General features: G+C 44.5%; 22 protein-coding genes and 1 riboswitch. Of the genes, 18 read left to right on the top strand and 4 right to left on the bottom strand.

The window, feature by feature from the left end; genetic code table 11:
- The first annotated feature begins 434 nt into the window (after positions 1-434).
- Complete coding sequence (locus Q0V21_RS10380; protein WP_301878766.1) at positions 435-1,913, top strand: Lsa family ABC-F type ribosomal protection protein; 1,479 nt, start codon at positions 435-437, stop codon at positions 1,911-1,913.
- A gap of 205 nt (positions 1,914-2,118) precedes the next feature.
- A complete protein-coding gene (locus Q0V21_RS10375) occupies positions 2,119-2,688 on the top strand; it encodes a TetR/AcrR family transcriptional regulator (RefSeq protein ID WP_301878765.1) in 570 nt (189 codons plus the stop codon).
- A gap of 297 nt (positions 2,689-2,985) precedes the next feature.
- On the opposite strand, the gene Q0V21_RS10370 is transcribed toward Q0V21_RS10375, so the two are convergent.
- On the bottom strand, positions 2,986-3,228 hold the full coding sequence (locus tag Q0V21_RS10370) for a hypothetical protein (protein WP_079344389.1): 243 nt from the start codon (positions 3,226-3,228) through the stop codon (positions 2,986-2,988).
- Between the two features lie 241 nt (positions 3,229-3,469).
- On the opposite strand from Q0V21_RS10370, the gene Q0V21_RS10365 reads away from it, so the two are divergent.
- From Q0V21_RS10365 to Q0V21_RS10345, 5 genes are all read left to right on the top strand, one after another.
- Complete coding sequence (locus tag Q0V21_RS10365; RefSeq protein WP_301878764.1) at positions 3,470-4,600, top strand: NAD(P)/FAD-dependent oxidoreductase; 1,131 nt, start codon at positions 3,470-3,472, stop codon at positions 4,598-4,600.
- Between the two features lie 8 nt (positions 4,601-4,608).
- Positions 4,609-4,827 carry a hypothetical protein gene (locus Q0V21_RS10360; protein WP_301878762.1) on the top strand — a complete coding sequence of 73 codons (219 nt, stop codon included), beginning with the start codon at positions 4,609-4,611 and terminating at the stop codon, positions 4,825-4,827.
- A 46-nt stretch (positions 4,828-4,873) separates the two neighbouring features.
- A riboswitch (TPP riboswitch) is annotated at positions 4,874-4,972 on the top strand.
- 121 nt (positions 4,973-5,093) lie between these two features.
- Positions 5,094-5,765, top strand: coding sequence for a thiaminase II (gene tenA / locus Q0V21_RS10355; RefSeq protein WP_301878761.1), 672 nt, complete (start codon positions 5,094-5,096; stop codon positions 5,763-5,765).
- A gap of 42 nt (positions 5,766-5,807) precedes the next feature.
- A complete protein-coding gene (locus Q0V21_RS10350) occupies positions 5,808-6,341 on the top strand; it encodes a GNAT family N-acetyltransferase (RefSeq protein ID WP_301878760.1) in 534 nt (177 codons plus the stop codon).
- Positions 6,342-6,391: 50 nt separating this feature from the next.
- Positions 6,392-7,291, top strand: a complete 900-nt coding sequence (locus tag Q0V21_RS10345; RefSeq protein ID WP_301878759.1) for a TetR/AcrR family transcriptional regulator — start codon at positions 6,392-6,394, stop codon at positions 7,289-7,291.
- A 160-nt stretch (positions 7,292-7,451) separates the two neighbouring features.
- Here the strand turns inward: Q0V21_RS10345 and Q0V21_RS10340 are convergent, their stop codons facing one another.
- A complete protein-coding gene (locus Q0V21_RS10340) occupies positions 7,452-8,891 on the bottom strand; it encodes a DHA2 family efflux MFS transporter permease subunit (protein WP_094938594.1) in 1,440 nt (479 codons plus the stop codon).
- A gap of 283 nt (positions 8,892-9,174) precedes the next feature.
- Between Q0V21_RS10340 and Q0V21_RS10335 the strand changes: the two genes are divergently transcribed.
- Positions 9,175-9,780 carry a TetR/AcrR family transcriptional regulator gene (locus Q0V21_RS10335; protein WP_024634363.1) on the top strand — a complete coding sequence of 202 codons (606 nt, stop codon included), beginning with the start codon at positions 9,175-9,177 and terminating at the stop codon, positions 9,778-9,780.
- A gap of 67 nt (positions 9,781-9,847) precedes the next feature.
- Here Q0V21_RS10335 and Q0V21_RS10330 read toward each other — a convergent pair whose 3' ends face one another.
- Complete coding sequence (locus Q0V21_RS10330; protein WP_024634364.1) at positions 9,848-10,507, bottom strand: hypothetical protein; 660 nt, start codon at positions 10,505-10,507, stop codon at positions 9,848-9,850.
- Between the two features lie 323 nt (positions 10,508-10,830).
- On the opposite strand from Q0V21_RS10330, the gene Q0V21_RS10325 reads away from it, so the two are divergent.
- Positions 10,831-12,063 (top strand): cytochrome P450, encoded by a 1,233-nt coding sequence (locus tag Q0V21_RS10325; RefSeq protein ID WP_301878756.1) that lies wholly within the window; start codon positions 10,831-10,833, stop codon positions 12,061-12,063.
- Between the two features lie 272 nt (positions 12,064-12,335).
- Here the strand turns inward: Q0V21_RS10325 and Q0V21_RS10320 are convergent, their stop codons facing one another.
- Positions 12,336-12,608, bottom strand: a complete 273-nt coding sequence (locus tag Q0V21_RS10320) for a hypothetical protein (RefSeq protein ID WP_301878755.1) — start codon at positions 12,606-12,608, stop codon at positions 12,336-12,338.
- Positions 12,609-12,802: 194 nt separating this feature from the next.
- On the opposite strand from Q0V21_RS10320, the gene Q0V21_RS10315 reads away from it, so the two are divergent.
- From Q0V21_RS10315 to Q0V21_RS10275, 9 genes are all read left to right on the top strand, one after another.
- A complete protein-coding gene (locus tag Q0V21_RS10315) occupies positions 12,803-13,762 on the top strand; it encodes an ArsR/SmtB family transcription factor (RefSeq protein ID WP_301878754.1) in 960 nt (319 codons plus the stop codon).
- Complete coding sequence (locus tag Q0V21_RS10310) at positions 13,752-14,525, top strand: family 43 glycosylhydrolase (RefSeq protein WP_079344397.1); 774 nt, start codon at positions 13,752-13,754, stop codon at positions 14,523-14,525. The genes Q0V21_RS10315 and Q0V21_RS10310 overlap by 11 nt, the downstream gene beginning before the upstream one ends.
- Positions 14,526-14,999: 474 nt before the next feature.
- On the top strand, positions 15,000-15,176 hold the full coding sequence (locus Q0V21_RS10305) for a hypothetical protein (protein ID WP_301878753.1): 177 nt from the start codon (positions 15,000-15,002) through the stop codon (positions 15,174-15,176).
- An 86-nt stretch (positions 15,177-15,262) separates the two neighbouring features.
- Positions 15,263-17,017, top strand: a complete 1,755-nt coding sequence (locus Q0V21_RS10300; RefSeq protein ID WP_301878752.1) for a glycoside hydrolase family 2 protein — start codon at positions 15,263-15,265, stop codon at positions 17,015-17,017.
- A 62-nt stretch (positions 17,018-17,079) separates the two neighbouring features.
- A complete protein-coding gene (locus Q0V21_RS10295) occupies positions 17,080-18,480 on the top strand; it encodes a family 43 glycosylhydrolase (protein ID WP_301878751.1) in 1,401 nt (466 codons plus the stop codon).
- Positions 18,481-18,698: 218 nt separating this feature from the next.
- The gene (locus tag Q0V21_RS10290; RefSeq protein WP_301879536.1) at positions 18,699-19,670 is read left to right on the top strand and encodes an ATP-binding cassette domain-containing protein; all 972 of its coding nucleotides are present in this window, start codon (positions 18,699-18,701) and stop codon (positions 19,668-19,670) included.
- Positions 19,667-20,482, top strand: a complete 816-nt coding sequence (locus Q0V21_RS10285; RefSeq protein ID WP_301878750.1) for an ABC transporter permease — start codon at positions 19,667-19,669, stop codon at positions 20,480-20,482. Before Q0V21_RS10290 ends, Q0V21_RS10285 begins: the two co-directional genes overlap by 4 nt.
- Positions 20,483-20,612: 130 nt before the next feature.
- Positions 20,613-21,287 (top strand): response regulator transcription factor, encoded by a 675-nt coding sequence (locus Q0V21_RS10280; protein ID WP_301878749.1) that lies wholly within the window; start codon positions 20,613-20,615, stop codon positions 21,285-21,287.
- The gene (locus tag Q0V21_RS10275; RefSeq protein ID WP_301878748.1) at positions 21,284-22,360 is read left to right on the top strand and encodes a sensor histidine kinase; all 1,077 of its coding nucleotides are present in this window, start codon (positions 21,284-21,286) and stop codon (positions 22,358-22,360) included. Before Q0V21_RS10280 ends, Q0V21_RS10275 begins: the two co-directional genes overlap by 4 nt.
- Positions 22,361-22,505: the final 145 nt, after the last annotated feature.

Here is a 22,505-nt window from a genome sequence, read left to right as displayed (position 1 = left end):
TGTTAAGTTTCTGGTATTAAATTGTTGAGCCTTTAAAGGGGGGATAGAGCGATGACTGAGTTAGAGGTTGTAGATGTTGTTGTGAACCTGTCAGCGAACATGGACATTGACATGGTTCACAACATAACTAATCAGAATCCGGCACTTTATCCTCCTATGCATAGATCATCTTGGCGTTAAGCTCCAGGACGCCAGGTTTCGTCATCGTATAGTCAGGTTGATGTAACGCAAAAAAAGCACCGGGTGAATTGGGCTTTTTTGCGTTTTTTTCATTTGAGGATATATTCTCATAACTCTGACAGGGAAAGTGTGTCTTTTATCTCAAGAGTGGATTGAAATTCTGATTATGTTCAAATATAAAGTGAGGGACCATGTCGTGGGTAAATACTCCGCCCGCTTAACTTTTATATTTCACATAAAAAGGATGATCCTTAATGTCTTTAATCAACGTTACCAACCTAACCTTTGCCTATGATGGCAGTTACGATAATATATTTGAAAATGTGAGTTTTCAGCTGGACTCCGATTGGAAATTAGGCTTTACCGGAAGGAATGGAAGAGGCAAAACGACATTCCTCAATCTGTTGCTCGGTAAGTATGAATACAGTGGAACTATTTCTGCAAATGTCAGCTTTGAGTACTTTCCGTTTCAGGTTGAGAACAAAGGAGCGATGACCCTCGATGTCATTGAAGAGATCTATCCTGAGTATCTGCACTGGCAGCTTGTGCGTGAGCTTAACCTGTTAAAAGTGTCGGAAGATATTCTGTATCGACCTTTCGATTCCTTATCCAACGGAGAGCAAACGAAGGTGATGCTGGCTGCCTTGTTCCTGAAGGATAATCGATTTTTGCTCATTGATGAACCTACCAATCATCTCGACATTCATGCGAGAAAACTTGTAAGTAATTATCTGCGCAGTAAAAGTGGATTTATCTTGGTATCCCATGATCGATCCTTTCTGGATAACAGCGTGGATCATATCCTGTCCATCAATAAAAACAACATCGAGATTCAGAAAGGGAATTTTTCCGCGTGGTGGGAAAATAAACAGAGACAAGATCAATTTGAGCTTGCCAGTAATGAGAAATTAATAAAGGATATCAAACGTTTATCCGACTCCGCCAAACGGACGGGTGGATGGTCGCATGAAGTCGAAAGAACCAAAAATGGGACGAGAAATTCCGGTTCCAAGGTGGATAAAGGATATATCGGACATAAGGCTGCCAAAATGATGAAACGTTCCAAAAATATCGAGCAGAGGCAGCAATCCGCCATTCAGGAAAAGTCCAAATTGCTCAAAAATATTGAAAATGCAGAACGCCTGCAGATTCATCAACTGGATTATCACAAGAAGGAACTCGTCGAATTGGAACATGTATCCATTGCCTATGATTCCAATGTCGTTTGTAAGGACGTGAGTTTCACGGTTGAAAAAGGGGATCGTATCGCCCTTTATGGTCAAAATGGATCTGGAAAATCAAGCATCCTTAAACTGATTTGTGGTGAGAATATCCCTTATACAGGCCTTTTTCGGAAGGATCACCAGCTTAAAATCTCGTATGTGTCACAGGACACGTCTGATCTCGGAGGCCATTTATCTGACTTTGCAGCCGCTCAGAGTATTGATGAAAGCCTGTTTAAATCCATATTAAGAAAGCTGGATTTTTCCAGATTGCAGTTGGAGAAGGATATCTCAACGTATAGCGCAGGCCAAAAAAAGAAAGTGCTAATTGCCAAAAGTCTCAGTGAGAAAGCTCATTTGCACGTTTGGGATGAACCTCTCAATTTTGTGGATGTCATCTCACGTATGCAAATTGAAGAGTTGCTGTTGGAGTATTCCCCGACCCTTCTGTTTGTAGAGCATGACAGTGAATTTTGCGCAAATATTGCAACGAGAATTATCGAGCTATAAGCAACGGGGAATGTTATAGATACTAAAAGCCGCCGAAAGGCGGCTTTTAAGTTTTCCATTTACATCAGCCATATTTGAGGATGTTTGTCACGTTCAGATATTGGTATGGCGAGGAACTATGCTATAATTTTATAGTCATATCCCACTCAAATGATGGATTATTGAATCAATATATAGAATAAACTCCCCAAGAGGTGTAAACCCGTTGAAAAAAGAACTGACATCGATGAAGCAAACGAGACTTAACTCCATTCTGGACGAAGCAACCAAACTGCTAATTGAAAAGCCCAATGCATCCATGAATGACATCGCAGAGTCTGCAAAAATCGGCATTGCGACCCTGCATCGTTATGTGGAGAGTCGCGAACAATTAATGGTTTATCTGGGCTTGCGTGCGATTGAGGTTGTAAGTGAGGCCATGCAAAACATTCATCTGGATGAGGAAAACTGTGAAACGTATATTCCGGAACTGATTGAAGTGCTCATTCCGTTAGGAGATAAAATATTTTTCCTTACCCATGATGCAGCTATTCACTACAACCCTGAGATCGAAGGAGCAGATTCGAAGCTAAGAGAGCCGATACTGCATGCGGTCAGCTTGTTGCAGCAAAAGAATTATTTTCGTCCGGATGTCAATAAAAACTGGATTGTAGATGTGCTGTATTCTATCTTGTTTCTGACTTGGCAGCAGGTAGTAAGTGGTGATATTGCTCGTAAATCGGCAGCTTCTCTGGTTGTGGATACGTTCTATCATGGCTTCAAGGCCAGATCGTAGCCGCTAAATATATGGAATGATGTATTGTTATATTTGAAGCACGTCTGGTAGTCAACCGTGTCAATGGATACGGAGTGGCTCTGGGCGTGTTTTTTTGCGTGGATAGCTAACGAAAATGCTCTAAAGCATTAAATGGATCTTAGGGATACATATTCAAAAATTAACAGTGTTCATAATTTAAGATTTTAAACTTACAAAAAAATGATATAAATTTCTAGTAGATTCAAATCATTACCAAATTAAGACAGTGAATTTGCGACAAGGAGGTTGATAATCTGCACTGAACCCAATACCGTTTCAAGCCGCTTTTGCACGCATTCCATCATATCCAACAGGAGGGATTCCATGCTTTACACCATTATTGTGCCAGTCAACCAGGACTATAACATTCTGAATCTGTTCACCGATTCGCTGCTTCGGACCGTAATCCCGTGAATGGTCGCTCCAATGGATCAATTCATCTACGGTCAGCTGGTTTTGGCCTGTAATCATAAGTGGCATATCGGTATCCAGCGAATTCCCCATACTACGTTTCGGCATCGTTGTGTTATTCCTCATTTCGTTAAAGGTCGTGTGCGTAAATGGCGCGGATACTGCGTTAAAAGAAACTTGATTTGAATTATATTACATAAATAACAGTAATTTAAATAATGTTTTCAATCCGATGAGCTTTTACCGAAAACCTTTTAGGAATATGTATCACCATGCCGATGCCTTGCCATTATCATGTCGAACAGTATAGGCTATAATGGATACATTGATTTAGGAAAGGAATGCAATCATGAAGAAAGTCATCGTCATAGGATCAGGAATTCTTGGGGCATCAACAGCCTATCAATTAGCAAAATGGGGTGCAGAGGTCCTTATTATAGATCGGAAAGATCGAGGGCAGGCTACGGATGCCGCTGCCGGGATTATCTGTCCCTGGTTATCCCAACGCCGCAATCAGGATTGGTATCAGCTTGCCAAGGCAGGTGCACGTTTCTATCCCGGGTTGATTGAAGAACTTAAGAGTGAAGGGGAAACGGAAACGGGTTACGCTCAAGTGGGTGCGCTTAGTATTCATACCGATGTGGAGAAACTCAACAAGATGCAGGAACGGGCACATCTTCGTAAAGAAGATGCACCGGAGATTGGTGATATTACCCTGTTGGATGCAAAAGAAACCCATCAGCGTTTTCCTCTACTAGAGGAAACTTTTCAATCCGTATACATCAGCGGTGCTGCGCGTATCGATGGCCGTGCGCTGCGCGATGCCTTGATCCGATCGGCACAGCGAAATGGAGCGGTCCTGATTGATGGGGACGCGACACTTCAACATGAGTCGAATCGGGTAACTGGAGTAGTTGTTGACGGGAAAGTCATATCGGCTGACGAGGTTATTGTGTGTGCCGGCGCTTGGGCCAATGAACTATTCAAGCCCTTGGGCATTGATTTTAAGGTTCATTATCAGAAGGCGCAAATTATGCATTTGCAGGTTCACGATCGAGAAGATACTGAGAAATGGCCTGTGGTCATGCCTCCTTCGGATCAATATTTGTTAGCCTTTGATCAACAGAAGATTGTGATTGGGGCGACTCACGAAAATGATATTGAAGGCTATGATACAAGAGTAACCGCAGGCGGAATGCAGGAAATATTGAATAAAGGATTGGAACTGGCTCCTGGTTTAGCTGATAGCACGTTTCAGGAAGTGAGAGTAGGCTTCCGTCCGTTCACACCGGGTTTTCTTCCGGTAATGGGTGCTGTTCCTGGTTGGGATGGCTTGATCACAGCCAACGGGCTTGGAGCATCAGGTCTGACGATGGGGCCCTTTATAGGAAGTCAACTGGCCAAATTGGCTCTGGGTATGGATTTGGATATCGATATTCAGCCATATAATATAGGAAAAGCAATGGAAGACCAGAAATGAGGTGAACCATGACATATTCACAGCGTTTAACTCACGGCAGCTCTTCAGATATCATATATCTGGAGCACCAGATTGGCGTTGCAGAGGATGAATTGGCAAAAGCCAAGGAAGAGCAACAGGCATACGAAAGGGATTTGAACCAGTTAAGTGAAGTGCAGAATAGGATTGAAACCATTCGCACCCGTCTGAAGAGCTTGCAAGAGGAATTAGGCAAACTCGAAGATTAATAGGAATAGTTTGACATTTGGAGATACACATGTTGTAATAAGCCTGAGCAATTTGCAGGGGGACTGTTCGCAGTTGAGAAGGTTAAAACCTGACCCTTTGAACCTGTTAGTTAATACTGACGTAGGGAGCAAATGACATGTACTCATGTTATTTTTTGCCCTTGCCGAAATTAGGACAAGGGCTTTTTGGTGTGTATATTTCATAACAGGAAGCAATAGCGGGATTGCAGATGGGACAATATGATTTGGACAAAGGAGAACTGATCATGTCATTTTCAAGAACGTTAAAAGACAAGTCCATAACCGTATGGGAAGATGGATACAATCATCCTTTTTTACACGAGATGGGGAAAGGCACACTGGATCAGGAAGCGTTTAAGTTTTATCTACTCCAGGACTATACATATCTGATTGAATATGCGAAGATTTTTGCGATGGGTGCAGTGAAGGCTGCGGATGAAAAACTGATGACGAATTTTACGGTTATTCAACACGCTATTCTGTACGAAGAAATGGATTTGCATCGGAATTACATGAATGAATTTGGGATAACGCTGGATGAACATCATACTGTCAAACCATCTCTTTTCAACAAGGCATATACGTCAAATATGATGAGTGTTGCTCAAACAGGCGGGGTTGCCGAAATCATCGCCGTCATTTTCCCTTGTGCGTGGACGTATTACGACTATGCCACAAGATTAAAAGAACAATATCGGGATTCATTAGAGGGTAATTTCTATCAGACTTGGATCGAAAATTATGCAAGTGATGAATTCCGCGACTCATTCGAATGGTTCTATGATACACTGGATGCATTATGTGAACATAAAACCGAGCAGGAACTGGAAGCCATTGAGGACATATTCAGAAGAAGCGTTGAATTTGAATATCTGTTCTGGGATATGGCGTATAAACGGAAACTCTCGTACTTCTAATGATGAAATAGACTACAACCAGAGACAAGGATGAACATACAGATGAACAATCGTGGAGAACGCATCTATTTACGATTTTTGAACATGGAGGACGCGGCATCAGTGCTGGATGTACAGCTCCGCAATCGGGCTGTTTTTGAAGAGATTTCGGCAAGTGAACGATCGGAGACATTCTATACGCTGGAGGGTCAGGTCACCCTGCTTGAAGGTTGGAACAAGGCCAGGGAAGAAGGGAAGCGTTATTCTTTCGGAATCTTCCTGAACACGGCAAATGAGCTCATTGGGGAGATCTCTCTGTTCGAGCTTGAACTGGATTCCGCCCAAAAATGGATCGTAGGTTATGTGCTCGACCAGGCGCACAATGGCAAGGGCTACATGAGTGAAGCCCTTGGATTAGCACTGAATTTTGCCGTGAATGATGCGGGAATAAAACGCGTGGAGGCAGGTGCGCTGCCCAACAATGCCGGATCGATCCGAGTGCTGCTTAAGGCGGGCTTCCAGGAGATGGATCGCCAGAATATTAAAATCAGGGGGATATGGAAGGAGCATCTGATGTTTGCAGTGGATTTACGCTAGATGATCAAGATATCGTGACGTGAACCACCGAAATCATCCAGGGGGAACTTATGAATAAACGGAAACAAATGTTATTGGACTCTGCTCTTGTGCTCTTTGAGAAACATGGAGTGACCAGCACCTCCATACAAATGATCCTAGATGAGTCGGGTGTGTCCAAAGGAACATTTTATAAATTCTTTAGTTCGAAAGATGATTGTATTCTTGCTATTCTGGAGCAACGTGTACAGGAAGACATGATGATTCGCAAAAATTTGGAGAGTCAAAGCTATGCTTCCGATTTTGATTTACTGGTGGATCAGATTATGATGCCGATGATTTTGCCTGAAAAACAGCGTGTTGTGGAGCTATTCTGGACAGGCTTTTATTCTGGGAAATGTGATGTGGCAAATCTGACTCGCATGCAGTTAAATTGGTTATCGGAAAGACTGGTACAGGTATTTGGCGAAGAATTAAAACCCTTTGCTTTTGAAGGAGCTATTTTTTGTTTTGGCATGGTACATCAAATCTCAAATACGTGGAGAAATTTCCATCTCGACCAACCGGATTGGAGTCATCTTGTGCCAAAAGTGCTGAATTATATTGAAATTTTACTGCGTTCCATGCTGGAAAGACAGGAGCATATTATCGATTTTCCTAGTCTTTCGATGATTGCTCCTGATTCCAAAGACATTGCGCTGGATAAAAACAGCCTGATTGCAGGTCTTCAGAAATTCAGTTATGCCATTCTCCAATCGGAAGTGTCTATTAAAGCGAAAGAACTGACAAAAGGGCTGCTTTGCTTAGTCGAACAGAAAGAGATCAATATTTCCATGTTGGAAGTAACTCTACAGGCATTTCAGACGGAATTTGAATCGGGTTCTCTTCAAGGCGAGGCAGGCAGGATTGTCAAGAATTGCAGATCATATCTCGAACAAATCAGGAGTGTCCCGATGGGGAGCACGAAATGAAACGATAACGAAGTTGAGCTTACTTATGTGAGAAGACTATTATTCATAATTCAATACACAAAAAGCGGCAGATTGGACGTAAAGCATAGGGTCCGGACTGCCGCTTTTTTGTATAAGATACCAAGCACTATACAAGATGCAATTCATGTAAATGCTATTTTTAATTTGTATTCATGGAGACTTTTTGTCTTACAGGCTGTTTGGAATCGTCCTCTGTTGCCTGTTTGGTACGTTTAATGAAGAAGGAAAGTAACAATCCGAGAACAGCAATGCCGATAATGACAACGTAAGCATCATTAATTCCCTGAATCATGGACTCCATTCCCAACTGCTGCTTCGTTAATCCGTTGGCTGCACCCGTTGCAACCATATCTTGCGCATGTGTCATTGTACGACTGGTCATTACACTCACGAGTAATGAAGTACCAACTGCGCCAGCCACTTGTCTAACGGTATTGGATATCGCTGTACCGTGTGGTCCAAGTCGTGGTGGCAGCTGATTCAAACCTGCCGTTTGAATTGGCATCATGAGCAAGGCCATACCAATTCGGCGACCTGTTGACATTAATACCAGGTAGGTGTAGCTGGTAGAATCGGTCAAATCAATGAACCCGATAGTGGTTACGATTGTGATAACCATCCCGATAATCGCCAGCCATTTTGCGCCAAAACGGTCAAACAATCTACCCGTAATCGGCATCAGGAAGCCCATGACAAGCGCTCCTGGAAGCAGCAATAATCCGGACTCCAATGCAGTGTAACCCCGTGCATTTTGGAGGTATAACGGAAGCAGCATCATATCAGCATACATGATCATCGTGATCGCGATATTAATGATCGTGGTCAGAGAGAACATATTATACTTGAAGGCCCGCAGATCGAGCAGGGGATTTGCAGATGCAAGTTGTCTCCATGTGAATAGTCCAAGAGAAACAACTCCTGCTGCAAGGCATATGATGACTTCTGCACTTGACCATCCCAGACTTCCCGCCCGGCTGAAGCCATACAGTAATGCACCAAATCCAATCGTGGACAGCAATACACTGAGTGTGTCGAATTTGGTATTGACTCGTTCCGATACATTCTTGAGGTATACAAACGCAAAACCAATAACGATAACGGTTAGTGGAATCATTCCGTAAAACATCGTTTGCCATGTGTAATTTTCAAGAATATAACCAGCAAGGGTCGGCCCAATCGCCGGAGCGAAAATGATGGCAAAACCGACCATGCCCATTGCGGCGCCTCTTTTCTCAGGAGTGAACAAGGTTAGAATGACATGCATTAACAATGGCATGATAATACCAGCACCGGCTGCTTGAACCATACGGCCTGTCAACAGTGTACCGAAATTGCTCGCAAGGGCAGATATAATCGTACCGATGAGGAAAATAAACATCGAAGCTTGAAATAATTGCCGTGTCGAGAAGCGTTGCATGAAATAGGCCGTGATGGGAATAAGTACACCATTCACCAGCATGTAACCTGTTGTAAACCATTGGGCTGTTGCTGCTGAGATATTAAAATCACCCATCAGCTCCGGAGTTGCCACACTCATTACGGTTTGGTTCAATGTGGCAAGAAATGCACCCAAAATCATAACAAACAGTATGGGGCCCTTTTTTACGTCATCTCTTTCTTTTAATCTAGCCTGGCTCAATCCATTCCATCCTTTCAATCCACACGTGACTAAATTTACAACGTGTTGTATAGTTTACATTGTATCTATTGAATTATATACATATTCCCGAAGAATACAATTTACGATTTTGGGTATTTTCGTTGCTTATTTTACGGAAAAATAAAATATGTAGTCTAATTCGTAAATAAACGACTGATCATTTAAAATTGTAATTTTTAAAATTTGAGGAGGGGATTTTGCGATGAAAAACGAAAAGAAGTCTGCTACAGACCCTCGTATACTTCGTACGAGGCAGTTGATTCGTGATGCTTTTGTAGATCTTTTGCAGGAAATGGACATCGAAAAATTGTCGGTCAATCGGATTGCAGAACGAGCGACGATCAACCGTGTGACCTTCTATCTGCATTATCGGGACATCACAGACATGATGGAGAAAATGGCGGACGAGATGATCGAGCACATTGAACGGATCGTGGACGAGTATGCTCCTCCGTTAGAGGATGCTGCCAAAGACGATGGTTGGCCTGTACTTGTTAAATTGCTTGAACACTTTGCTGACCATTCCAAATTCTATCGTGTTGTTCTTGCCTCCAGACGCACACCCATTTTTACGGAAAGGCTTTTGAAATTGTTAACGAGACTCGTATCGGCCAAGATTGAAAGTTTGGAGATAGGAAGCTCTCTTGCACAAGCGGGTATTCATAAGGAGATCGCCATCTGGTACAGTTCCTCAGCCCTGATAGGAACCATTGTATCCTGGCTTCGCAATGACATGCCCTATGCCCCACATTTTCTTGCCAAACAGTTTTCTTTAATTCGGGCTTATTCTTACAATGATTTGATATAACCAAAAACATCCAACAATAGTCAGGATCAACTATACGCGGATGTCTTTTCAACGGATTATAAGATGGCTATTCATCTGCCGGAGTTCGTAATATCATATACAGCCCAATGAGTGCTGCAAGAGCACCAAAAATGATACCTGACAGTCCATTGTAAAAGGTGGGATCTCCTTTGTATGTGAATGACATAATCGCAGTTTGTGTCAAGGAAAGGGAGATCAAGGATGAGGAGAAATTTGTCAGCTTGATAGCTTCAATGACTGGCTCATTATTCCGTCTCGCCATAATCGCGCCCCCAAGAGATACCGCAATTTCGGTAAAAGTAACGGCAGCTATAATGAAGGCAACATAGTGAGGATAATGTGTTCTGCTGCTTGCAACAAATAATAACTTACTGCAATAAATGATGTACACCACACTTGAAGCGAGTACAATATTGCCTATAAATCGGTATGCAGCGTATTGTTTTTTTAGGATTTCCTCCGGGCTGGAATCATCAAGATTCGAGTCCTCATGTGCTTTTGCTGCGAAATACTTGGCAACAGCAATGCCGATATTATAGAAGGCGTTAATGCATAAAAAGAAAGAGAGGGAGTAGATCCCCAAAAATATTTTTCCAACTGCGATAAGGGCATTAAGTGGAATAGATAATTTTGCAAAGTAGACAATGCGATTATTTTTAACTTTAAAGACAGATTCTCCTCTATTCAATGGACGTATCCAATTCACTGTATCCCTCCCGAACGAACCCATGTGCAAAAAAAATGAACCTCGTGTTCAAGCATACCATAGTAAACCATATGGTCCACGTATTCGGTTTAGACATGTTCATTCCTAGTGATATGGAACTACATAGCAGTAAACCAAATTTCTTCTTAATTTTCAACATTAAATGTACGAGTAGTATAAAAATACACCTTAAATTATACATATTTTGAATTTAGTTCAAAAGTTTCATTTCAAATAATATACGGTTGGTATAAAATTGGTTGTGCGCTGAACTGTCAATTCATGTGCCGACAAAGAAAAATAGTTCGAGAGGCGGTGTTTGGATGTACAAAGAAGTGATTCGTGTTCACGATATAAGCAATTTCCAGTCAAGATCGGAGGAGTTTTTCCCAATTCACTGGTTTCGGAAAATGTTATCGGAGAAACCTGTCTACTATCATGAGGATACGGACACCTGGAATGTGTTCAGGTATGACGATGTTAAGCAGGTACTAAGCAATCATGAATATTTCTCATCCGAAGGCTCAAGAACAACCATATCCGTTGGTGCCAAAAACAAGGAAGGTACACCCCCGGACAAAATGAATATTTCGAGCATTGATCCCCCGCGCCATCAAAAAAGCCGTTCGCTGCTCTCTGCTGCATTTACACCGCGCAGCCTGAAAAACTGGGAGCCGCGGATTCGGAACATTGCAACTCAACTGGTCGAGGACATCGAGCTCGATACAACGATCGACATCGTACAAGCTCTCGCAGCACCTTTGCCGTCAATGGTTATGGCTGATTTATTGGGTATCCCGCTAACAGACAGCCATCGCTTCAAAAGCTGGGTAGACATTCTGTTTCAACCTGCAAATAACGAAAATGCAGAGGAAATGGAACTGAAAAAGCAGGTCGCAGCGCAGGAGTATTACCAGTTCCTGTACCCTATTGTCGTTCAGAAACGGACTCAGCCTGGTGACGATATCATTACGGATCTGCTGAAGGTGGATGTGGACGGCGAGAAATTTTCCGATGATGAGGTTGTTCGGACCACAATGCTTTTGCTCGGAGCCGGTATTGAAACAACCAGTCACATGGTATCCAGTACATTTTATTCTTTTCTCTATGATGACCCCAACCTGTATGTTCAATTAAGAGAGAACCCTGAGCTTGTCCCACTTGCAGTGGAAGAGATGCTTCGTTATCGATTTCATAATGCCAAGCGGCATCGGACGGTTAAGAAGGATAATGATCTGTTGGGTGTGCAACTGAAAAAAGGGGATGTTGTCATCTCATGGATGAGTGCGGCGAATATGGATGAGAACGTATTTGAGAATCCGTTCGAATTGAATATTCACCGTCCTAATAACAAAAAACATCTTACCTTTGGAAATGGTCCACATTTCTGTCTGGGTGCTCCACTGGCGAGAATGGAATTGAGTATTGCTTTGACCGCATTTGTAGAAAGGGTGCCCTTTATCGAATCGGTTGAATCATTTGAATTGGAAAACCATCTTACCGTCTCGGCTCCAGGTCAGTCCCTGACCTACTTGCCCGTGAAGATTGGGCACTAGGAGAAAGGCGAATATCATACTTGTCATACAAAAAGCCGAGATTGGATGCCTAACAGCATCCGATCTGCGGCTTTTATATCGTTTAAGCCATTGGCTTTGATTCAACCGTGGCAGAGAGTCAAGGGGATAAATTCGCGCAAGTAGGAGCTGCAGCAATGTTGGCTGAATATATGCTTAAGCTAGATATGATAGTACATATGACAAAACAGCTATTTATGTGACAGAGTAGGGGAAGGATTTCACGGGTTACCATACAAATAGATATGAGAAAATTACATTAGGGGAGGTGCCGATGACTCGACGTGGTCTTCTTTCTGCGTCATGTGCTTATTTTCGTCAGGAGGGGAAAACGACCGGGCAAAATGCTGCTGCTCCTTCATGAGCAAATCGACTTTGTGGTGCAGATGGTCTAACTTTTTATTGTAATGCTTGTAGGTATAGAATCCAATTACAGCCTTGATCGCAAAAAAAATAACAGCTGCCGCAATAATCAAGATATAGTTAGAAGCAATATGCCTGATCCAGCTATTGATTTCATTTATCACGTATAACCTTCCTTTCACTAAAAATGCAGAAATACAGATTACTCTATTCATTGCCTTAGTTACAGGAAAAATTACGTGGAAAATGTTCTCAAATGAGAGCTGAGGTACCAGGATTACACATGGTATCATTGCGTTTATTCCTGTTATTCAGTAAAATTATTTTTAATTTAACTTTTCCAAAGGAGAGCAGAATCGTGCTGGAACTTAGCTTTAACGACCCGGAAAAACTAGTAAGTGTCACTCACGCCTTGTCAACTCGTTCCCGGATTGACATTCTCCAGCTTTTGAATGCAAACAAGCTAAACATTATCGAAATCGCCGAGGCGTTGAACCTGCCAGTGTCGACGGTAGCCAACCATATTAAAGTGCTGGAGGCCGCCCATTTAATACATACAGAAATGCTTCCAGCTTCGCGCGGGGCCATGAAGGTTTGCAGCCGCAATTATGATGATATTCATATTGCCCTGGACAGGGTGAGTTCCTTTCTCCAACGGGATACGAATGTCTATGAAGTTCATATGCCGATAGGGCATTACAGCGATTGTGAGGTTGCGCCAACATGTGGTATGGCGAGCACGGAGGAAATGATTCTGAAGGAAGACGACCCGGCAAGCTTTTATCATCCCAAGCATATTGATGCTCAGATCATCTGGCTGGCAAAAGGGTATCTGGAATATTTGCTTCCGATGGATATTCCGCAAGGTGCAACGATTGAAGCTTTGGAATTGTCCATGGAAATCTGTTCTGAAGTAGCAACCTATAATAATGAGTGGCCTTCGGATATTTCTGTTTGGGTCAATGGCACTGAGATCGGGATGTGGACAAGTCCCGGAGATTTGGGTGACCGCCGTGGCAAACTGAATCCGGCATGGTGGTCTGATGGTTCCACACAGTACGGCATTCTCAAAAAATGGCGTGTGGACGACAACAAGACCATGCTGGACAAAGAGAAAGTTTCGGATGTGTCCCTGTCCGATCTTCATCTCGAGGATAAACACAAGTTAAGATTACGAATTGGAATCCATCCGGATGCAAGACATCAGGGCGGTATGAATCTGTTCGGCAATGAATTCGGAGATCATGAACAGAATATTAAGATGCAGGTAAAGTATACGATGAATGCGGGCGATAAGGATGCGAGATATGCCAAATAACGGTACCTCATCTATCGTGAGTATCGAGCGTTTCAAACCTCACTTGTTTCATCTGGAGCAGGGCGAGGGCTTATTCAAGTCCCATTCACATGCTTATGACGAACTCACACTTATACTGGATGGAGAAGGGTATTACAGTTCGCCTGAGCAGAATGTCAAAGTGGGTGCGGGTGACCTCATTATGATTCCGCCAGGGCTTCATCACGGTTGTGTGTGGGCACCGGAAATCCATTTTTTGAATGAAAAATGGTACATATATTATACGGCTAATGATGGTGGAGGGGACGATTCACGGCGAATTTGCGTACTGGAGAATGAAAGTTTAAATCCTATGGAAGGTGACTGGGTATGGAAGGGGGCACTGGAAACTCCTGTCCCCGGTCTGGATGGCACCGTGTTGAAGAGGGGGAGCGTGCTCTATTTTTTGTACGCAGGTTATGGTCATTTTCCGGACTATGGGTCAGCGATCTATATTATGCGGATGTCTGACCCTTACTCTATAACGGGATGGACCAAATCCTTGCAGCCTGTTTTTCGAAAAAGTATTGAAAATAATGTATATGCCACAGGGCACAACAGTTTTACAACGTCACCGGATGGTCTGGAGGACTGGATTGTATATCATGCTCTTCCTGCACCGGGTGCAGATACGGGTTTACGGGCAACGCGCATTCAAAAATTTGAATGGAACGGCGATGGTTCACCTGATTTTGGTGTGCCTTTCAGCGATGATCATGCGCTTCAACTTCCATCGGGAGAGTGAAACCTAAGGCTCGAGAATTGTGTATAAGTGTGCCTATAGTTACAAATATTTTGTAATTAAAAACAAAACAAGTAAATAATTTGATGGAAACGCGTGCGGTCATTCATGGAATAAAGCAATACTTCTACTGTCATTGAATTCATGTGAATTGTATTAAATCAGCGGTATTTCAGCTATTTTACAGTTACTCATTTCGTTTTCTTATGTTTCTTGTAGAAAAACAATCAGGAATGGCAAATGCAATTTGTTACAATAAATTAAATTGAAAACGTTGACATCTAATTATTGTGTAACTATACTTTGATTCGAATACAGAACATTACTATTCAGATCAAAAACGTTCTGGGGAGGATTTCAAATTCGTAGCGGGGGGATGGATATGTTCGGATCATTCCCAACGATTATTCAGCCTATCCCTATAAAACAGATGCCACGCTGAACGTTTGCATGTCAGCCAATCCCAGCATTCCGGACATGAACAATCAAGCCGTGCAAAAGCAAGTGGAGCAATTGACCGGTATTAAAGTGAACTTTATTACACCGTCCGTTGGACAGGAGGCGGATGCCTTTACTCTGATGATCTCATCCGGCGAGCTTCCCGATATCATTATCAATCCCGAACGTTACCCTGGGGGGCTTGAGGCCGGATAGAATGACGGCGCTTATATGGATCTCACTGATTTTTTGTAAAATGAGTATACTTCGGTTCAATCAAAGACTAATAGGAGTGATTTTACATGAATAAAGAGAAGATGTTACAGACACCCCGCCCGGAATACCCTCGCCCTCAGTGGGTGCGGAGCAATTGGACCAATCTTAACGGAACCTGGCAGTTTGAAATGGATCATGGAAAAAGCGGAAAAGAACGCGGCTATGAGCAGTCCGGGCATCATCTCGCTGGAACGATCACCGTCCCATTCTGCCCAGAAAGCAAGCTGTCCGGTGTGGCATATACCGATTTTATGGCGGCGGTATGGTATAAACGGGAATTCTCTATTCCAGATAACTGGATGAACGGACGCATTTTGCTTCATTTTGGCGCTGTTGATTATGAAGCGGAGATCTGGGTCAACGGAAAAGCCGTTGGTAAGCATCGGGGTGGCTACTCACCCTTCCATTTTGACATCACATCCCATGTCTCATCGGGTACAAATGTAGTCACGGTGTATGCGGAAGATGATGTGCGTTCTGGGCGCCAGCCGCGAGGCAAACAGAGCGAACAATTCCATTCACATGGCTGTGATTACACCCGGACTACGGGGATCTGGCAGACCGTGTGGCTGGAGCAGGTGCCAGAGGTGTATCTATCCGACATGAAAGTCGTCGCTGATCCGGATAATTCATGCGTGCACCTGGAAGCGAATATATGCGGTAACGCTGCTGGAGGTGAACTGACTGCAAATGCCCGCTTTGAAGGAAAGGATGTTGGGTCGACAACGGCGGTTGTTCATGGTCCTTCGGTGAAGCTTACCGTTCCATTATCCGAGATCCATTTATGGGAGCCGGGGCATGCCAAACTGTATGATCTGGAACTGAAGCTGAATGGTCAGGATCAGACCAGCGATACGGTTGCTTCGTATTTTGGACTACGGACGGTAAGGCTGGATGGTATGGCGTTTCGTATCAATGAGAAATCCATTTTTCAGCGGCTCGTGCTGGATCAGGGATTTTACCCGGAAGGCATCTATACGGCACCCAGCGACGAGGACCTGCGCAAGGATATCGAAATCTCTATGGAGCTTGGCTTTAATGGGGCGAGATTGCACGAAAAGATGTTTGAGCCGCGTTTCCTGTATTGGGCCGACCAGCTAGGCTACCTGGTATGGGGAGAACATGCCAACTGGGGACTGGATATTACAACGACCGAAAGTTTAGCCCGGTTCCTGCCGGAATGGATGGAAGGTATGGAACGTGACTTCAATCATCCATCGCTTATCGGTTGGTGTCCGTTCAACGAAACATGGGATCGTGGTGGGACGCGTCAGGATAACGACGTACTCCGTATTGTCTATGAGATGACTAAACGAATGGACCCGACACGTCCTGTCATTGATACCAGCGGTAACTTTCATGTGGTGACAGATATCTTCGATTTGCATGACTATGATCAGAATCCGGAAACGTTCCGTGACAGATATGAACCGATGAAAAGCGGCGGGGAAGTGTTCAATACGTTTCCGGAGCGGCAGACGTATGAAGGGCAGCCTTATTTTATCAGCGAGTACGGTGGTATCTGGTGGAACCCGGATCAGCAAGATGAGAATGCTTGGGGATATGGAGATAGACCCCAATCCGAAGAGGCTTTCATTGCGCGCTACGAGGGATTAACCAATGTCCTGCTGGACCATCCAAAGATGTTCGGGTTTTGCTATACCCAGCTGTATGATGTGGAACAGGAAGTGAATGGACTGTACACCTATGACCGACGTCCCAAATTCGACCCGGAAATCATTCGTCGAATCAATTCCCGCAAGGCTGCTATCGAGGATTGAACGTTGAAGAGTTAGTTACGTGCTTGATTCATAATCCGATAGGAGAGGGAGCGTGACTGTAGATGAAAATCATGAATTACAGGAGCAAATTGTTGCTGGCCTTATGTGCATTTCTTATTTTTCCAATGGGACAGACGACACATGCAGCTACCGTTCAGAATAACTTCTATAATGTGGTGATGCAGGATGGAGCTGATCCATGGGTTTACAAGCACACAGACGGATTCTACTATTTCACCAAAACGACAGGCGGAGACGTTACCATCTGGAAGTCAGCACAATTAACAACCGTTGATGCGGCTCCAACCACGGTTGTAAATACCGGCTGCTGCGGCATCTGGGCCCCTGAGCTTCATTACATCAACGGTGCATGGTATATCTATTATGCCAAGGATGATGGAGATAACGTCAATCACCGCATGTATGTTATGGAGAATACATCAGCTGATCCCACACAGGGAACCTGGCAATACAAAGGACAGATTACGGACCCAACCAACAAATGGGCCATCGACGGGACGGTATTACAGGTGAACGGACAGCTCTACTTCCTCTGGTCGGGATGGGAAGGAGATACGAATGTACGGCAGAATCTGTATATTGCCCATATGAGCAATCCCTGGACCATCGATTCGAATCGTGTGGAGATTGCTCGACCAACCTACACCTGGGAAACCAATCATTCTCCGAATGTAAATGAAGGACCGCAGGTAATCGTTCGAAAGGGTGTCATCTTTCTTGTGTACTCGGCAAGTGGCAGCTGGACCAATGATTATTGTCTGGGGCTTATTACTGCCAACACCTCAAGCAATTTGCTGAATCCGGCATCCTGGAGCAAGCGCAGTCAGCCTATCTTCCAATCCGGTAACGGCCTTTACGGCCCGGGTCATCATTCCTTTACCAAGTCTCCTGACGGGACCGAGGACTGGATCATGTACCACACAGCAAAATTCAATAATTCCGGATGGAATCGAGAAATCCGCATACAGAAGTTCACCTGGAATGCCGACAATACCCCGAATTTGGGTGCACCTGTGAATCCCAATGTTCCTATTGCCTTGCCTTCGGGAGAAAAGCCGGTCGTTCGATATGAAGGAGAAGAGGGAACTTATGGCGGGATCGCTTACGCTTCCCAAAGTCCTTCCGGTTCAGGAGGCATGAAAGCTGGACATATTGATACTGCGGACAGCTATGTGGAATTTAACGTCAATGCAGCGACTGCTGGCCAGTATGTTCTCCTGGCGAGGACGGCGAATGGCACCGCAGGTGGCAACTGGTCCAACCTGCTGCTGAGTGTAAATGAAGGCATGGCCAGCCCTTTCTACATCACGAACAAGGGATGGGAGAACTGGGGACTGTCTACTGCGAGAATTCAGCTGAAGGCTGGTGTGAACAAAATTCGCTTCTCCAAAGGTGAAGGATATGGAGAACTGGACTTTTTTGATATCAAACCTGCAAATTAGAAAATTAAAATCCGATCCCAACCCTGCCAGTGTCCCATATGGACCTTGGCGGGGTTTTAATGTTGTAAAATTGAAACTTCATTCCATTCATATTCAGTTCATAAAAGTACGTTATTCTTCCCCTATAAACGATATGGGAGGAACCACAATTGAACAATACAGAGCAAAGAGCAACAGGCAATGACCTTGGAGAATGGGCGATCGAAGCACAAGGACTCATGAAAACGTTTGGAGATAAACATGCAGTGGATGGTGTGAATTTGAATGTAAAGGCGGGTACAATCTACGGCGTACTGGGTCCAAATGGAGCAGGGAAAACAACAACGATTCGAATGCTGGGCACGCTGCTCCGGCCAGATGGAGGATCGGCCAAAATATTTGGCCATGATGTGGTGAAGGAGTCACATATCGTACGCCAGCTGATTGGACTCACAGGACAATATGCATCCGTTGACGAGTCACTTAGTGCCAATGAAAACTTGATGATATTTTCACGGCTTCTGGGCCTTGGCCGCGCAGAATCCAAACGCAAAACAGCTGAGCTTCTCGAAGAATTCGGCTTGACGGAAGCGGCGAAACGTCCGATCAAAGGGTTCTCGGGAGGGATGCGCCGCCGTCTGGATCTGGCAGCAAGCCTTATTGCTCAGCCGCCGCTGATTTTTCTGGATGAACCGACGACTGGACTCGATCCACGGACACGTGCACAGATGTGGAATACGATCCGGCAGTTGGTCAAAACAGGTTCAACAGTGCTTCTGACGACACAATACCTTGATGAAGCAGATCAACTTGCCGATCGTGTTGCCGTAATCGATCAGGGTCATGTTGTGGCAGAGGGCACGGTGGATGATTTGAAGGCTTCAGTTGGTACTGCATCACTTCAGCTGCGCATCCAGGAACCGACACGGATTGAACACGCTCGGCAGATTGTGGAGCAGATCCTTCGGACAGAATCCAGTGTATCGGCGGAAGCAGGGAAGATTACTGCACCTATGGCGAATGCGAATATTGCAGCAGATCTACTGATCGCCTTCCGTTCCGCAGGCATTGATCTGGCAGAGATGAGTGTCCAGAAACCTACACTTGATGAAGTGTTTCTGACCATTACAGGCCAAGATGCGAGTGGCCATGCGTCTCAAACATCTCAAGAATCTCAAAAATCAAATGCAGTAAAGGAGTTGCGAGCATGAACAGTTCAATAGCGAAACAAAACCCAAGTCGGAAGCTGAGAAAATACACAAGCTTTGGGCAAACCGTCCGGAATTCCTTAACGATGGCTTATCGTGGGATTTTGAAGGTTCGGCGTACACCAGAGCAGTTATTTGATGTTACACTACAGCCGATCATTTTCACCTTGATGTTTACGTACATTTTTGGCGGTGCGATCTCGGGAAATATTCAAGCTTATTTGTTGGTTATTATTCCGGGTATACTGGTCCAGACGGTAATTACAAGCTCCGTTGTTACGGGGGTGCAATTGCGTGAGGATATGGATAAAGGGGTATTCGACCGGTTCAAATCGCTGCCTATAGCTCGTATTGCGCCACTGGCTGGAGCATTGCTGGCAGACACGATTCGATATACCATTGCAACGTTCCTTACCTTTACGATTGGCTATTTATTGGGATATAGCCCTGCAGGTGGACTAGGCCATGTCGCTTTGGCAGGATTGCTGGTTATTATATGCGCTTGGGCAATCAGTTGGATATTTGCTTTTCTCGGTGTTATTGCTCGTACAGCTTCCAGTGTACAGGGGATTTCTATGCTCGTGCTGTTTCCGCTCACCTTTGCTTCGAACGCTTTCGTTCCGGTAGATACGATGCCGAATTGGCTTCAGTGGGTTGTCAATGTCAATCCGATATCACATCTGGTCTCAGCTGTACGGGAGTTGGCGAATCAAGGGACAATGGGAACCGATCTGGTGACTAGCCTTGCCGGAGCTGCGGTCATTGTCGCCATTTTTGCACCATTGACCGTACGGGCATATATGCGTAGAACATAATTGAAAGTCATGAAATTTTGCTGAAACGTGTTGGATGTCAGGAAAGAGACGTATGCCCGCAGGGCATAAGGTCTCCTTCTTGACAGAATGTGAAGTATAAGGCAAGGTTGAAAAAATGGAGGTGGTCACATTGACAAGCATATTGGTCGTTGATGACGACCCGCATATCCGAGAGCTGGTAGGACATTTTTTGCAGCAGGAAGGTTTGCATGTAATCGAGGCTGTTGACGGACTGGATGCACTGCGATTACTCGCTGACCATAAGGTCGACCTGGTCGTTCTCGATATTATGATGCCGGGTATGGATGGATGGGAGCTGTGCCGTCAGTTGAGAGAGCAGACGGATTTGCCGCTCCTGATGTTAACGGCAAAAGGGGAAACTTCGCAGATCATTAAAGGATTTACACTTGGGACGGATGATTATTTAGTGAAGCCTTTTGACCCGCTGGTACTGGTCGCACGGGTGAAGGCCTTGTTGAAACGATATCGTATTATGACTTCACAAGTGATACCCCTTGGAGAACTTGTTCTGCGGCGTGATACGTATGAGTGCAGGCAGGGGGATCAGGATATTGTGTTGCCACGCAAGGAATTTGAACTGTTGTTTACTCTTGCGAGCTATCCTGGCAAGACCTTTACCCGGGATCAGTTAATCGAAAAGATCTGGGGTTATGATTATGAAGGGGACGAGAGAACGATTGATGTGCATATCAAGCGTCTTCGTGAACGGTTTCCGGAGGAAGAGCATGCTTTCGTCATTCGTACCATGCGAGGTTTGGGCTATCGTCTGGAGGTAAGGCAATGAAGCAGGGGCCCGGATTTCTTCATGTTGCCAGAAATTTCATTCTGGTATCTCTGGCCCTGTTTGCCTGCTGGACAGCGGCATTCTACATTACCAAGAGTGCGTATGCCTATATTTCGTGGAATCCGCATGATTTGATTAGTTTACTCATCAATGCCATGCTCGGATTTATTTTTTTTGGATTATTCATTGTCATTATCGGCCCGCTGGTCAAAGGTAGGGAATATGACTTCCTACACGAGATGATTCAGGCGTTAAGAAGTATTTCCCGTGGCGATTTTCGTGTAAATCTGGATTCGGCTTATGTGAAAAGAAACGGAAGGCCAGGACATAATCATCCGTTAGCCGAGCTGGTAGATAGTATTAACGATATGGCAGCGAACCTCAAAGTGATGGAAGATCTACGTCAGGAGTTCATCTCGAACGTATCACATGAGATCGGATCACCGCTCACGTCAATCAGCGGGTTCGCCAGAGCGTTGAAAAATAAAGATATGGATCAGGAGAAACGGGAAAAGTATCTGACGATCATTGAGACCGAATGTGTCCGTTTGTCCAGACTCAGTGATAATTTGATGAAACTCGCCGTTCTGGATTCAACCGAGCATGCATCTCATAAAACATCTTACCGATTGGATCGGCAGCTGGTGACTCTTGTTCTGGCTTGCGAACCCCAATGGGATGACAAAAAAATTGATATGAACGTAGAGCTGGAAGAAGTTGAAATTTTTGCTGACGAGGACTTGATGATTCAGTTATGGATCAACCTGATTCATAATGCAATCAAGTTCACACCAGAAGGTGGAAAGATTGATATTTTCCTTACGCAGAGTGAAGACAAGGTGAGTGTTCGCATTACGGACAGTGGTCCCGGTATCACCAAACAGGATCAGCTTCGCATATTCGAACGATTCTACAAGGTGGATCAATCCCGTACACGTTCCATGGGAGGCAGTGGGCTGGGTCTGTCCATCGTGCATAAGATTGTGGAGATGCATGATGGCACCATCTCTGTGTTTAGTGAGCCGGGAGAAGGTGCAACATTCACAGTACAACTTCCGGCCCATTCAGCCTAAAAAGAATGCCATAAAGGGTAATCGATGGACGTTGTCTGTCAATTACCCTTTTTATTTCAATGAATTCGGCTTTTTTTGTACAAAATAAAAGATACAAGTGATAATTTACAGGGAAGCCAAACCCATAAGGCCGTAAGGAGTGAGC

Origin of the sequence: Paenibacillus sp. 11B (genome assembly GCF_030487755.1) — a bacterium.
Lineage (GTDB): Bacteria > Bacillota > Bacilli > Paenibacillales > Paenibacillaceae > Paenibacillus > Paenibacillus vandeheii.
Note: the sequence above shows the minus strand (reverse complement) of the source record. Positions and strands in the feature narration are given on the sequence as shown.

What these genes read in the sequence shown, in the direction of transcription:
- Q0V21_RS10380 (WP_301878766.1), top strand. Translation starts at nt 435, where the DNA reads ATGTCTTTAATCAACGTTACCAACCTAACCTTTGCCTATGATGGCAGT.
- Q0V21_RS10370 (WP_079344389.1), bottom strand. Translation starts at nt 3,228, where the DNA reads ATGCCGAAACGTAGTATGGGGAATTCGCTGGATACCGATATGCCACTT.
- Q0V21_RS10365 (WP_301878764.1), top strand. Translation starts at nt 3,470, where the DNA reads ATGAAGAAAGTCATCGTCATAGGATCAGGAATTCTTGGGGCATCAACA.
- Q0V21_RS10360 (WP_301878762.1), top strand. Translation starts at nt 4,609, where the DNA reads ATGACATATTCACAGCGTTTAACTCACGGCAGCTCTTCAGATATCATA.
- tenA (WP_301878761.1), top strand. Translation starts at nt 5,094, where the DNA reads ATGTCATTTTCAAGAACGTTAAAAGACAAGTCCATAACCGTATGGGAA.
- Q0V21_RS10350 (WP_301878760.1), top strand. Translation starts at nt 5,808, where the DNA reads ATGAACAATCGTGGAGAACGCATCTATTTACGATTTTTGAACATGGAG.
- Q0V21_RS10345 (WP_301878759.1), top strand. Translation starts at nt 6,392, where the DNA reads ATGAATAAACGGAAACAAATGTTATTGGACTCTGCTCTTGTGCTCTTT.
- Q0V21_RS10340 (WP_094938594.1), bottom strand. Translation starts at nt 8,891, where the DNA reads ATGATTTTGGGTGCATTTCTTGCCACATTGAACCAAACCGTAATGAGT.
- Q0V21_RS10335 (WP_024634363.1), top strand. Translation starts at nt 9,175, where the DNA reads ATGAAAAACGAAAAGAAGTCTGCTACAGACCCTCGTATACTTCGTACG.
- Q0V21_RS10325 (WP_301878756.1), top strand. Translation starts at nt 10,831, where the DNA reads ATGTACAAAGAAGTGATTCGTGTTCACGATATAAGCAATTTCCAGTCA.
- Q0V21_RS10310 (WP_079344397.1), top strand. Translation starts at nt 13,752, where the DNA reads ATGCCAAATAACGGTACCTCATCTATCGTGAGTATCGAGCGTTTCAAA.
- Q0V21_RS10305 (WP_301878753.1), top strand. Translation starts at nt 15,000, where the DNA reads ATGAACAATCAAGCCGTGCAAAAGCAAGTGGAGCAATTGACCGGTATT.
- Q0V21_RS10300 (WP_301878752.1), top strand. Translation starts at nt 15,263, where the DNA reads ATGAATAAAGAGAAGATGTTACAGACACCCCGCCCGGAATACCCTCGC.
- Q0V21_RS10295 (WP_301878751.1), top strand. Translation starts at nt 17,080, where the DNA reads ATGAAAATCATGAATTACAGGAGCAAATTGTTGCTGGCCTTATGTGCA.
- Q0V21_RS10290 (WP_301879536.1), top strand. Translation starts at nt 18,699, where the DNA reads ATGAAAACGTTTGGAGATAAACATGCAGTGGATGGTGTGAATTTGAAT.
- Q0V21_RS10285 (WP_301878750.1), top strand. Translation starts at nt 19,667, where the DNA reads ATGAACAGTTCAATAGCGAAACAAAACCCAAGTCGGAAGCTGAGAAAA.
- Q0V21_RS10275 (WP_301878748.1), top strand. Translation starts at nt 21,284, where the DNA reads ATGAAGCAGGGGCCCGGATTTCTTCATGTTGCCAGAAATTTCATTCTG.